The sequence below is a fragment of the Chromohalobacter sp. 48-RD10 genome, assembly GCF_029889785.1.
In the GTDB taxonomy this organism is placed as follows: Bacteria; Pseudomonadota; Gammaproteobacteria; order Pseudomonadales; family Halomonadaceae; genus Chromohalobacter.
Window position 1 is genome coordinate 96345 of record NZ_JARANX010000009.1, and the last position, 11597, is coordinate 107941.

Genomic DNA, 11597 nt, shown 5'->3' on the forward strand with positions numbered 1-11597 from the left:
CGACGGTATGGGACATTCGTCTTCCGGCCATGATCATGCGGCGCATGATCATCACCACGACCACGACCACGACCACGACCACGATCACGCGCCCACGGTCACCGCCGATAGCGCCAAGCGCGTCAAGCTCGCCATGTACCTGACCGCCGGTTTCATGCTGGCGGAGGCGGTAGGCGGCTGGGTATCGGGGTCGCTGGCGCTGTTGGCCGATGCCGGGCACATGTTCAGCGATAGCTTTGCGCTGGGGCTGGCATTGTTCGCCTTCTACATGGGTGACAAAGCGCCGGATAAGCGGCGTACCTTCGGTTACCAGCGCTTCCAAGTGTTGGCGGCCTTCATCAACGGGCTGATGCTCCTGGGCATCGCGGTATGGATCTTCATTGCTGCCCTCGAGCGTTTCACGCAGCCGGTGGACGTGCTGGCGGGGCCGATGATGGTCATCGCGATTCTCGGCTTGTTGGTGAACCTCGTGGTGTTCAAGATCCTCCACGGCGGCGATCAGGAGAACCTCAACCTGCGTGGGGCGCTGTTGCACGTAATGGGCGACCTGCTGGGATCAGTGGCGGCGATTGCGGCTTCGCTGGTGATCATGCTGACCGGATGGACGCCCATCGACCCCTTGTTGTCCGTGCTGGCGGCGGCCTTGATCCTGCGCGCGGCCTGGAAAATTCTGCGTCGTTCGGCCCATACCCTGCTCGAAGGCACGCCGGAAGGCGTCGATGTCGACAAGATTCGCACGGCGCTGGAAGACATCGAGGGTGTGGTGAGTGTGCATGATCTGCATGTGTGGGGACTCACGCCGCAGGATCCGTTGCTGAGTCTGCATCTGGTGGTACGCGATGACATGTCGCACCAGGCGATGCTCCAGGCTGCCTATGCGCGCTTGCAGGAACGCTTCGGGATCAGCCATGCCACGATGCAAGTCGAGGGTGAAGCGTGTCTGACGGGCGGCGATTGCCAGGTGACATCCGCCACGCATCCCTGAGGCGTTCGCGGCGTGGCGTCGCGCGCCATGACCCGGATTAATGCCAAGCCGCGAAACTTTCATTAGTCAGCGCGGGCGGGGATCGGCAGAATGCGCGGCATCGAATACGAACGTGACCCTATGTCGGTCACGCCATGACATGAAGAGGGTTGCATCGATGAGTATGCGTGAACATCCGCTGGGCATCAGCTTCGAATTCTTTCCGCCCAACACCGAGGCGGGGCGGGAAAAGCTGAAAGGCGTGCGCGACACGCTTGCCGAGCGGCGTCCGCGTTTCTTCTCGGTCACCTACGGCGCCGGGGGGTCGACTCAGGCACGGACCTTCGAGACCGTTAAGTCGGTGCGCCAGTGTGGCATCGACACTGCCCCGCACCTGTCTTGCATCGGCAGCGACAAGGGCGAATTGCGCGAGCGTCTCGAAAGTTTCCGTGAGGCGGGCATCACCAATCTGGTCGCGCTGCGCGGTGATCTGCCTTCGGGAATGGGCGGCATGGGCGAGCTGCGTTACGCCAACGAGCTGGTCGAGTTCATCCGCGAGGAAACTGGCGACCATTTTCAGATCGCGGTGGCGGCGTATCCCGAGGTGCATCCTCAGGCGCCCAGTTACGAGCATGATCTGCAGAATTTCGTGCGCAAGATGCAGGCTGGTGCCGATATCGCCATCACGCAGTACTTCTTCAGCGCCGACGCCTACTTCCATTTCCTCGAGCGGGCCCGCGCGTTGGGGGTCGAGGCGCCGATCGTGCCGGGTATCATGCCGATCAGCAATTACACCAAGCTGGCACGGTTCTCGGACGCCTGCGGGGCGGACATTCCGCGCTGGATTCGCAAGCAGCTCGAAGCCTACGGCGACGATAGCGAAAGCATCCAGGCCTTCGGCGAGGAGGTGGTCTCGAACCTTTGCCAGCGTCTGCTCGACGGTGGGGCGCCGGGGCTGCATTTCTATACGCTCAACCAGTCAACGCCGGCGTTGCGAGTGCTCGACAATCTACGCTGCGATAGCTGATGCATGGCGTCTGGCGTGCTCTTCATCTAGCCTGGGGGAGGTAGACGTCTCACCCATGGATAGGAGAAAGGCATGCTACGTACTCCCCGAATCGCGCTCGGTATCGGCAGTGCCCTGTTGATGCTGGGAAGTGCCCAGGCAGCGCAACATGACATCGAGATGCACCAGGTCGATGCCCAGGGAACCGGTGAAAGCGTAGGCACCGTGACGCTTGAGGACACCGATCACGGTCTGCTGCTGACACCAGAACTTTCGGGTCTAGGGCCAGGCATGCACGGCTTTCACGTGCATATGAACCCGAGTTGCCAGCCGTCGGAGAAAGACGGTGAAACGGTGCCGGGCGGTGCCGCCGGCGGTCATTACGACCCCGAAGACACGGGCACCCACCAGGGCCCCTATGCGGAAGGTCACCTCGGCGACCTGCCGGTCTTGATGGTCGATCAGGATGGCAATGCCACGACGCCGGTGTTGGCGCCGCGTCTCGAAGCCTCCGACCTGGACGGTCGCGCCCTGATGATTCATGCCGGTGGCGACAATTATTCTGATGAGCCCAAGCTGGGCGGCGGTGGCAAGCGTGTCGCTTGCGGAACCTTGTCAGATTGATCGCTCTATATCGGCCACGCTAGGCAACGAAAAGGCTCCCCAGCGGGAGCCTTTTTCATGCGTCTTGCTTTATGCAGTGTTTCCTTAGTGCGTCTTGCCGTCACTCGGATCGATCAAGCGCACGGTCTGGATATCATCGGATGTGTCGTCCTCGCGTGGTTGGTTGACGCGCGTGGCGAGGTCTTCGGCGAAGCCATTCTCATCGATGGCCAACTGCTCGAGGTAATCGCAGGACACGCATTCCCGATAGCGGATGCCGTTCTGCTCCCAGGCACGGATGCGATCCATGGCCGCGCAGCGCGGGCAGATGGCGCCGGCGATGAAACGCTTGGGATTGGCCGTCATCTTGGCGTCCTCTTACGATGGCAACCGGGCGCGTTGCCCGGTTGGAATAGGATTGCAAAAGCGGAATTGAAAAAAACGGTATCAGGCCGCGTCGGCATTCTCGATGCCCGAGTGGCGAAGCAGCGGTTCGATACTGGGCGCGCGGCCGCGAAAGGCGCTGAATAGCGCGGCGGCGTCACGTGAACCACCACGCTCGAGGATTTCCTGACGGAAGCGCTTGCCCGTTGCGGTATCGAAGATGCCGGCGTCTTCGAAGGCACTGTAGGCATCCGCCGAAAGCACCTCCGCCCACTTGTAGCTGTAGTAGCCCGCCGCGTAGCCACCGGCGAAGATATGTCCGAAACCGTGCTGGAAGCGATTGAAGTCGACACGCGGCGTGACGGTGGTCTTGTCGCGTACGTCGTCGAGCAGGGCTTGGACTTCGCCAGCATCGGGTGCTGTGAGTTCATGGTGCAGGCGGAAGTCGAACAGTGACAACTCCAGTTGGCGCGTCATGCCCATGGCCGACTGGAAGTTACGTGCGGCTTGCAGCTTGTCGAGCAGGGCGTCGGGCAGCTTCTCGCCGGTGTCGACATGCGCGGCGATCATATCCAGCCCTTCGCGCTCCCAGCAGAAGTTCTCCATGAACTGGCTGGGCAGCTCGACCGCATCCCAGGCGACGCCATTGATGCCTGAGACATCGGCGACGGTTTGACGCGTCAGCATGTGATGCAGGCCATGGCCGAACTCGTGGAACAGCGTCAGTACCTCGTCATGGGTGAGCAGCGCCGGCTTGCTGCCCACGGGACGCGTGAAATTGCAGGTCAGGTAAGCGACCGGCAATTGCAGGCTGCCGTCCTCGTGGGTGCGGCGCACACGGCATTCGTCCATCCAGGCACCACCACGTTTGCCCTCGCGGGCATAAAGATCGAGATAGAAGCCGGCGATCGGCGTGTCGCCGTCGAGGATCTCGAAATAGCGTACGTCTGAATGATAACGCGGCACGTCGTCGTGCTCGGCGAAGCGGATGCCGTAAAGCGTGCCGGTCACCTTGAATAGGCCCTCGATCACCTTGGGAGCCGGGAAATAGGGGCGTAGCTGCTCTTCCGAGATGGCATAGCGTGCCTCGCGAAGCTTCTCGCTGGCGTAGCCGATGTCCCACGGCTTCAGTGTCTCGAGGCCCAGCGATTCGTGAGCGAAGGCCTCCAGCTCGTTGAATTCGCGCTGCGCCTGGGGATGCGCACGTTCTGCCAGATCATTGAGAAAGCCCAGTACCTGCGCGGGTGAGTCGGCCATCTTGGTGGCCAGCGAATACTCGGCATAGGTGCTGAAGCCGAGCAGCTCGGCCAGTTCGCGACGCAGACGCAGCGTTTCCTCGATGATCGGTGCGTTATCGAAGCGTCCGGCCTGTGGGCCCTTGTCCGAGGCGCGGGTCACGAAGGCGGTATAGACTTCTTCGCGTAGCGCGCGGTCGTCGGCGAAGGAAAGCACCGGGTAAAAGCTCGGGAAGTCGAGCGTGATGCGGTACCCCTCGACGTCTTTGGCTTCAGCGTTGGCCTTGAGCGTGGCCAGTGCGCTTTCCGGAAGGCCGGTCAGGCGCGAGTCGTCGGGCAAGTCCTTGTGCCATGCCTGAGTGGCGTCCAGCACATGGTTGGAGAAAGTGTTGGCCAGTTCCGACAAGCGTGCCTGAATCTCGCCGTAGCGGTGTTTCTTGTCCTCGGCCAGATCGACCCCGGCGAGGCGGAAATCGCGCAGGGTATTATCGATGGAACGCTGCTGACCTTCCTCGAGGTGGGCGTATTCGTCGCTTTCCTTCAGGCGCGTGAAGGCGTCGAAGAGGCCCTGATGCTGGCCCAGCCAGGTGCTGTAGTCGGACAGCATGGCGAGACACGCTTGATAGGCTTCGCGTAGCGCGTCGTTGTTCATGGTGGAATTGAGGTGTGACACCGGCGACCAGGCCTGCGAGAGGCGGTCGTTGAGAGCCTCGAGCGGCGCGGCGAGGTTCTCCCAGCTGACCTGCGACTGATTGGCGAGGACCTCGATGTCACGGCGATTCTCCGTCAGAAGCTGCTCGATGGCCGGCACCACATGCTCGGGCTGGATGTCATCGAACGGCGGCAGGACATGCGATTCGAGCAAAGGATTGCGTGACATGGGCACCTCGATATGAACGTGTTAATGCAGCATAAGTGGGGGTGGGCCCGGCGGCTTTCAATGTCGGCGTGATTGGCCGCCAACCGCGCGCCTGCTAGGCTTGGCGCTTTCGGCGCCGTGTCGGGCGCCAGGTCGTAACGAAGGATGCAGCACCATGAGTGAAACGCTGGAACGCTGGGGGTCGCGACGTGCCTTCATTCTTGCGGTGACCGGGGCGGCCGTGGGCCTGGGCAATATCTGGCGCTTTCCCTACATGACAGGCGAAAACGGCGGGGCGATATTCCTGTTGCTGTATGTGGTGTTCGTGCTGATCCTGGGGCTGCCGATAATGATGGCTGAGATCCTCGTGGGGCGTGCCGGGCGACGCGGGCCGATGCATGCCCTGGCGCATCTGGCGCGCCAGGCGGGCGTGTCGCCGCATTGGCGCTGGCTGGGGCTGTTCGGAGCGTTGACGGTGTTCTTCATCCTGTCGTTCTATTCGGTGGTCTCGGGATGGTCGGTCGAATATCTGATCGAGTCGGTCAACGGTAATTTCAGCGGCCGCACGCCGGATGAGATCGGCGCCAGTTTCGATGCCTTCCTCGCCGATCCGCTACGCATGACGTTTAACCATACGCTATTCATATTGCTAACCATGTCGGTGGTCGCGGCTGGTATTTCCGGAGGTCTGGAACGGCTCAACAACCTGCTGATGCCGTTACTCTACATCCTGCTGGTGGTGCTGGTCGGTTACGCCGTAACCACCGATGGCTTCGACACCGCGATGGCGTGGCTATTCACCCCTGATTTCGAGGCAATCACCTTGAGTGTGGTGCTCAATGCCATGGGTCACGCCTTCTTTACCCTGGCGGTAGGCGCCTGCGCGCTGATGGCCTATGGTGCCTATATGCCCGATCATCAGAGTCTACCGCGTGCAGTGGCGGCGGTGGCGGTACTGGATGTTGCCGTGGCGCTGCTTGCGGGCATCGCGATTTTCTCGGTGGTGTTCTCGCAGGGAATGGATCCCGCCGAGGGGCCGGGGCTGATGTTCGTGACCTTGCCCATTGCTTTTTCGGATCTACCGGGCGGGCCGTTGTGGCTGGGCGTTTTCTTCCTGTTGCTGCTGCTGGCGACATGGACCTCGTCGATCAACCTGGCCGAGCCGTTGGTGGCGATCTTCACCGATGCCGGTCTCAAGCGAGGCAAGGCGGCAGCGTTGATCGGCTCCTTGGTATGGTTGGTCGGCTTGCTGTCGGTTTTCTCCTTCTCGAGCCTGTCGGAGGTGAAGTGGCTGGCGGGCATGAATTTTTTCGAGCTGGTGACCACCGTGCCACTGGAGTTCTTTCTGCCCATCGGCGGGTTGTTGATCGCCATCTTCGCTGCCTGGATCATGCCGGCGAGTACGGCCATGCGCTCACTGGACGCAGGCCCTGGTGGGTACCGGCTATGGCGTGGGTTGGTACGTTATGTGTCGATTCCGCTGGTCGTTATCGTACTGTTGTCGGCGCTATGGTGACGCCCGTTCATCATGAACTGCCCGGCCATCATGAATGGAATAAAGGAGAGAGCGGATGACATTGCGGACGTTCAAAGGGACGACGCCACGCCTGGGGGCGCGGGTCTATATCGACCCGGCATGTGTCGTGCTGGGCGATGTCACCTTGGGTGACGATTGCTCGGTATGGCCGATGACCGTGATTCGTGGCGATATGCATCGTATCCGTATCGGCGCGCGTTGCAGCATCCAGGATGGCAGCGTGCTGCACATTACCCATGCCAGCGATTACAACCCCGAGGGCTATCCGCTGACGCTCGGCGATGACGTGACGGTGGGCCACAAGGCGTTATTGCACGGTTGCACCATCGGTAGCCGGGTGCTGGTGGGAATGGGCGCTACGGTCATGGATGGTGTGATCGTCGAGGACGAGGTGATCATCGCCGCTGGCGCATTGGTAACGCCGGGCAAGCACCTGGAAAGTGGATACGTCTACGCGGGCAATCCCGCGAAGCCGCTCAGGGCGCTCAAGGAAGCCGAGCGAGCATTCTTCACCTATACGGCGGGGAATTACGTGAAACTCAAGGACGAGTACCTGGCCCAGCCCCCCGTATAACGACACGCCCGTGAGTGTCAGGCCTGCTCGTGGCGGTATTTTCTCGCTTAACGCATTGTTTTGTCTCGTCGTGAAGCCCCATAATCTGGTTTTTCATCCAGTATTGTCGAGGGCGTCTCGGGCGGGCCATGGCCAACTTTCGCACACATTTCGGCGTTGCCCTGGGCGGTGGCGCGTTGGCGGCCTATGCCGGCTGGCAGGCAAGCCTCTGGAGCTTCAACGAGGGCTGGCCTCTGGCGGTATTGATGGCGTTTGGCGGCATCCTGCCCGACATCGACTCCGATCATTCGCACGCCATTCGTCTGATTTTCACCCTGTTGGCCGTCCTGGCAGTGATCGCCGGTGCGCTATGGCTGCAATCGCGCCTGGCGCCGGGCCCACTGGTGCTGGCATGTGGCGGTGTGTATCTCGGCGTACGCTACCTGGCTGGCGCGATCTTCAAGCGTTTCACCGTGCATCGCGGCATCTGGCATTCGTTGCTCGCGAGCCTGCTGTGCGGCATGGGCACGGCGGCGATGAGCTTCCACTTGCTGGCCCAGCCTGCACCGATGGCATGGGCCCAGGGGCTGGCGCTAAGCGGGGGCGCGTTGGTCCATCTGTTGCTTGACGAGCTGTACAGCGTTGACCTGGTTGGCTCGCGGCTCAAGCGTTCCTTCGGTACCGCCTTCAAGCTCTTCGATTATCGCGAGCCTGGCAATGCTGTCCTGTGGTTGCTGTTGGGCGTTGCCCTGGCGCCGTGGCTGCCGCCCTGGGCCATGCTGCTGGAGTTGGTGAATCGCGGCGTAACATTCTGGCTGTGATGTGGCCTGACGAGGCGGCCTCAGGTAGGCGGTTCGGGTAATCCTTGGGAACGGCGTTGCGCGCGCTGGGCGCGTGTCTCGGCGCGTTCGAGCTCAAGCAGTCCATTCTCGACGAAGGCCAGGTGTTCGTGGGCACGTGTCCTTGCTTCGTCGGCGTCGCCGGCGACGATGCTCTCGAATAGGGCGCGATGCTGTTCCATGAGGCGGTCGCGGGAGTCCGGCTTCTCGAACAGATGAGCCAGATTGGCGACGATGCTTTTCTCCAGCAGGTGAAACAGGCCGCGCATAGTGTGCAGCAGCAGGACGTTGTGGCCCGCCTCGGCGATAGCCAGATGAAAAGCGGCGTCGGCACGGGCCTCGCGCATGGGATCGCTGCTGCGGTCGGGGTGCCGATAACTGGCCTCGAGTGCCTCGAAACGCGTTTGCAGCATGGCCTTGTCGTCGGGTGTGGCACGCAAGGCGGCGTAATAGGCTGATATACCTTCCAGTGCATCGCGGAATTCGAGCAGGTCGAGATTGAACTCACCGTGCCGCGCGAGCATTTCCAGGAGCGGATCGCTATAGCTATTGTTGAGCTGTTCAGAGACGAAGGTGCCGCCGCCCTGGCGGCTGGTGAGCAGGCCGCGCGCGGCTAGCTTCTGGATGGCCTCGCGCAGGGAAGGGCGCGAAACGCCGAAATGCTCCGCCAATTCGCGCTCGGGAGGCAGCTTCTCTCCCGGTTTGAGACTGCCTTCGAGCAGCATGGCCTCGAGTCGCTCGGTGATGACGTCGGCGAGACGCGGTTGTCTCAGGTGTTGTGGGGCCATGGGGGTCGCTCGTTACTCGGTGGTTGATGACGGGCGTAAAATCAGTCAATAAATGGTATGACCAATTTTACGCAATCTTTTCGCGTCACTCCAGCCTTCGTTCGTATGTCTGCTACTATGGTTTTGACTAAAGTTCAAGGCCATTGCTGTGCAATAGATGGGTTCTGTGTTGACACTCTTCAGTTCACGCTCATAGAGTTGATTCATCCATTTTTGTAAATTGGTAAAACCAATAAAAAAGTGACGAGGTGCCGTTTCCATATCCTCGTCCGCCTATGTCTTGACCACTCTATTGTCACCACTCTCCGGACGTTCGGAACGACTCTTCGATGACCATTCAACGATAGCGCATCATTTGCACAGGGCTTGTCATGATCATTTCAGCTTCCACGGACTACCGCCAAGCCGCTAAGCGACGTATCCCGCCCTTTCTATTTCACTACGCCGACGGGGGTGCTTACGCCGAGCATACGCTGCGACGCAATGTCGAAGATCTTGCCGATATCGCGTTGCGTCAGCGTGTGCTGAAGGACATGTCCCATTTGTCTCTGGAAACCGAACTATTCGGCGAATCCATGGCCATGCCAGTTGCGCTGGCGCCCGTGGGATTGGCGGGGATGTATGCCAGGCGCGGCGAGGTACAGGCGGCGCGCGCAGCGGCCGGGAAAGGCATACCCTTCACGCTGTCGACGGTATCGGTGTGCCCTATCAATGAGGTGGCCTCGGCCATCGATCGCCCTCTCTGGTTTCAGCTCTATGTGCTGAAGGACAGGGGCTTCATGAAGCATGTGCTGGAGCGTGCCAAGGCCGCCGGCGTCAAGACCCTGGTCTTCACGGTCGACATGCCCGTGCCGGGGGCGCGTTACCGCGATGCCCATGCCGGCATGAGCGGCAAGCATGCGGCGACGCGGCGAATGCTCCAAGCTATGACGCATCCTTTCTGGGCCTGGGACGTGGGCCTCCATGGACGCCCTCACGACCTGGGCAACGTCTCGGACTATCGCGGCCAACCGACGGGGCTCGAGGATTATATCGCCTGGCTCGGCAACAACTTCGATCCCTCCATTTCCTGGAAAGACCTGGAATGGATTCGTGAGTTCTGGGATGGCCCGATGATCATCAAGGGGATACTCGACCCCGAAGACGCTCGCGATGCGGTTCGCTTCGGCGCGGATGGTATCGTCGTTTCCAATCATGGCGGCCGTCAGCTCGATGGTGTGCCCTCTACCGCGCGTGCCTTGCCGGCTATCGCCGACGCGGTCAAAGGTGATCTGGCCGTCCTGGCCGATTCCGGTGTGCGTAATGGGTTGGATGTCGTGCGCATGATCGCCTTGGGTGCCGATACCGTGTTACTGGGGCGGGCCTTCGTCTATGCACTCGCTACCGCCGGTGAGGCGGGTGTTACCCACCTGCTCGAGCTGTTCGAGAAGGAGATTCGGGTCGCGATGACGCTCACCGGAGCGCGCTCTATCGCCGAGCTTGGGGCGGATTCGCTGGTGTCTGGTGCAAGCCGCGGCGCTGATTGAGCGGTGATGATCGTGCGCCATGCTGAAGGGCGACCGACAGGAGCGGGGAGAGACGAATGACCGATGAAACGGTATTGCTATTCGACGCTGGTGGGGTGCTAGTCGACTGGCGTGGCACATCCGGGCTCGTCGAGCTGACTCAGGGACGTTTCGATACCGAGCAGGCCCGGCGCTTCTGGATGGGCTTCGAAGCGATCACGCCGTTCGAAACGGGTGGAGACGAAGGCATGCGCTTTGCCCGAGCGGCGCTCGAGGCACTCGAGCTGGACATGACGCCGGCAGCGTTCCTGGCAGTGTTCGACGACTGGATGCGTGGTCCCTACGCGGGTGCCATATCACTGGTCGAGCGAATTCGTCCCGTCTACCGTCGCGCTATACTCAGCAACACCAACCCCGTTCACTGGCGGCGGCTGATCGATGACTACCGTATCGATGTGCCCTTCGAAAAGGCGTTTGCCTCGCATGAGATCGGCGCGCGCAAGCCCGATCCTGAGGCCTTCAAATTCGTCTGTCGCGCGCTTGACGTGGTGCCTGGCCAGGTGCGCTTCTTCGACGACAACCCCGAGTGCGTCGATGCCGCCCGCGAGTTGGGCATGACGGCGACTCAGGTGCGTGGCCTGGACGAACTCCGGTATGCTCTCGCCGAGTTCGATGCACTGCGTCCGCCGGCTGATAATTGGAATCCACGCTGAAAGCGCTTTATAAAGAGCTGCTCGAGGCGCTTGAGACGTTGGAGCGCGAGCTCAACCGCGAGTTATTGCTCGCGTTAGAGAACGGCCGCTACCCCGTGCTGTGCGATACGATCCCCTGTACACAACGTATGGTGGAACGCCTCGATACGCGTTTGACGCTCCAAGAGCCGGTTGAATTTGCGCACGACTATGCCGGGATTCCCTATCGCTCGATTCTCGACTTGCTCAACGAGGTTAGTCGCCCCTATGTGGTCGAAGACGTTGCCACATGAATGCCGGGCGACTATTTTTAAATCATCCCCTTGCGTTCAGTCCCTGTGGACCGTAAAGTACGCATCCGCTGCCGGCGACGGGCTTCGTGGCCGGCGGTGAAGGGGTGGCGCAAGTGGCTGACTTGCTTGAGAAATTCAAGCCTTCGGGTGGCTTTCTCGCTTGACAGTAACGCCGATTTCGGTAGAATGCGCCGCATCTCGAAAGGCCTCGGGCAACGCCGCGATTTGAAGCGTTGCCAAGCATTGTCTCGCCGGCTTCGGCCTTGACAATCACGGCGCTTTCGGTAGAATACGCCTTCCTCGTTAGGCGCTTCGGCAACAACGAGACGCTCCGCTCTT

General features: G+C 61.1%; 12 protein-coding genes. 9 read left to right on the forward strand and 3 right to left on the reverse strand.

The features are described from left to right. The first annotated feature begins 7 nt into the window (after positions 1 to 7). The 3 genes from OP496_RS11390 to sodC all read left to right on the forward strand — a co-directional run bounded on the left by OP496_RS11390 (position 8) and on the right by sodC (position 2594). On the forward strand, positions 8 to 985 hold the full coding sequence (locus OP496_RS11390) for a cation diffusion facilitator family transporter (protein ID WP_280563754.1): 978 nt from the start codon (positions 8 to 10) through the stop codon (positions 983 to 985). Between the two features lie 157 nt (positions 986 to 1142). Further along, entirely contained in the window at positions 1143 to 1991 is an 849-nt protein-coding gene (gene metF, locus OP496_RS11395; protein WP_280563755.1) for a methylenetetrahydrofolate reductase [NAD(P)H], read from the forward strand. Positions 1992 to 2063: 72 nt separating this feature from the next. Then, positions 2064 to 2594 carry a superoxide dismutase [Cu-Zn] SodC gene (gene sodC / locus OP496_RS11400; protein ID WP_280563756.1) on the forward strand — a complete coding sequence of 177 codons (531 nt, stop codon included), beginning with the start codon at positions 2064 to 2066 and terminating at the stop codon, positions 2592 to 2594. An 84-nt stretch (positions 2595 to 2678) separates the two neighbouring features. On the opposite strand, the gene OP496_RS11405 is transcribed toward sodC, so the two are convergent. Next, positions 2679 to 2939: a YheV family putative zinc ribbon protein gene (locus OP496_RS11405; RefSeq protein ID WP_280563757.1), complete on the reverse strand. Its 261-nt coding sequence runs from the start codon at positions 2937 to 2939 to the stop codon at positions 2679 to 2681. Between the two features lie 81 nt (positions 2940 to 3020). Beyond that, positions 3021 to 5072 (reverse strand): oligopeptidase A, encoded by a 2052-nt coding sequence (gene prlC, locus OP496_RS11410; protein WP_280563758.1) that lies wholly within the window; start codon positions 5070 to 5072, stop codon positions 3021 to 3023. A gap of 154 nt (positions 5073 to 5226) precedes the next feature. Between prlC and OP496_RS11415 the strand changes: the two genes are divergently transcribed. From OP496_RS11415 to OP496_RS11425, 3 genes are all read left to right on the forward strand, one after another. Continuing rightward, a complete protein-coding gene (locus tag OP496_RS11415; protein ID WP_280563759.1) occupies positions 5227 to 6567 on the forward strand; it encodes a sodium-dependent transporter in 1341 nt (446 codons plus the stop codon). A gap of 55 nt (positions 6568 to 6622) precedes the next feature. Further along, positions 6623 to 7162, forward strand: coding sequence for a gamma carbonic anhydrase family protein (locus tag OP496_RS11420; RefSeq protein WP_280563760.1), 540 nt, complete (start codon positions 6623 to 6625; stop codon positions 7160 to 7162). Positions 7163 to 7290: 128 nt separating this feature from the next. Further along, the gene (locus tag OP496_RS11425; RefSeq protein ID WP_280563761.1) at positions 7291 to 7962 is read left to right on the forward strand and encodes a metal-dependent hydrolase; all 672 of its coding nucleotides are present in this window, start codon (positions 7291 to 7293) and stop codon (positions 7960 to 7962) included. 20 nt (positions 7963 to 7982) lie between these two features. Here OP496_RS11425 and OP496_RS11430 read toward each other — a convergent pair whose 3' ends face one another. Beyond that, on the reverse strand, positions 7983 to 8768 hold the full coding sequence (locus tag OP496_RS11430) for a GntR family transcriptional regulator (protein WP_280563762.1): 786 nt from the start codon (positions 8766 to 8768) through the stop codon (positions 7983 to 7985). A 371-nt stretch (positions 8769 to 9139) separates the two neighbouring features. On the opposite strand from OP496_RS11430, the gene lldD reads away from it, so the two are divergent. Genes lldD through OP496_RS11445 form a run of 3 tightly spaced genes read left to right on the forward strand, consistent with a single transcriptional unit; the run spans position 9140 to position 11258 of the window. Then, on the forward strand, positions 9140 to 10294 hold the full coding sequence (lldD, locus tag OP496_RS11435; RefSeq protein WP_280563763.1) for an FMN-dependent L-lactate dehydrogenase LldD: 1155 nt from the start codon (positions 9140 to 9142) through the stop codon (positions 10292 to 10294). Positions 10295 to 10350: 56 nt separating this feature from the next. After that, entirely contained in the window at positions 10351 to 10986 is a 636-nt protein-coding gene (locus OP496_RS11440) for an HAD-IA family hydrolase (protein ID WP_280563764.1), read from the forward strand. Continuing rightward, positions 10971 to 11258, forward strand: coding sequence for a hypothetical protein (locus OP496_RS11445; RefSeq protein WP_280563765.1), 288 nt, complete (start codon positions 10971 to 10973; stop codon positions 11256 to 11258). The genes OP496_RS11440 and OP496_RS11445 overlap by 16 nt, the downstream gene beginning before the upstream one ends. Positions 11259 to 11597 lie beyond the last annotated feature (339 nt).

Coding starts and splice junctions, on each gene's coding strand:
- sodC (WP_280563756.1), top strand. CDS start 2,064: ATGCTACGTACTCCCCGAATCGCGCTCGGTATCGGCAGTGCCCTGTTG.
- OP496_RS11425 (WP_280563761.1), top strand. CDS start 7,291: ATGGCCAACTTTCGCACACATTTCGGCGTTGCCCTGGGCGGTGGCGCG.
- prlC (WP_280563758.1), bottom strand. CDS start 5,072: ATGTCACGCAATCCTTTGCTCGAATCGCATGTCCTGCCGCCGTTCGAT.
- OP496_RS11430 (WP_280563762.1), bottom strand. CDS start 8,768: ATGGCCCCACAACACCTGAGACAACCGCGTCTCGCCGACGTCATCACC.
- OP496_RS11405 (WP_280563757.1), bottom strand. CDS start 2,939: ATGACGGCCAATCCCAAGCGTTTCATCGCCGGCGCCATCTGCCCGCGC.
- OP496_RS11420 (WP_280563760.1), top strand. CDS start 6,623: ATGACATTGCGGACGTTCAAAGGGACGACGCCACGCCTGGGGGCGCGG.
- OP496_RS11440 (WP_280563764.1), top strand. CDS start 10,351: ATGACCGATGAAACGGTATTGCTATTCGACGCTGGTGGGGTGCTAGTC.
- OP496_RS11390 (WP_280563754.1), top strand. CDS start 8: ATGGGACATTCGTCTTCCGGCCATGATCATGCGGCGCATGATCATCAC.
- lldD (WP_280563763.1), top strand. CDS start 9,140: ATGATCATTTCAGCTTCCACGGACTACCGCCAAGCCGCTAAGCGACGT.
- OP496_RS11415 (WP_280563759.1), top strand. CDS start 5,227: ATGAGTGAAACGCTGGAACGCTGGGGGTCGCGACGTGCCTTCATTCTT.
- metF (WP_280563755.1), top strand. CDS start 1,143: ATGAGTATGCGTGAACATCCGCTGGGCATCAGCTTCGAATTCTTTCCG.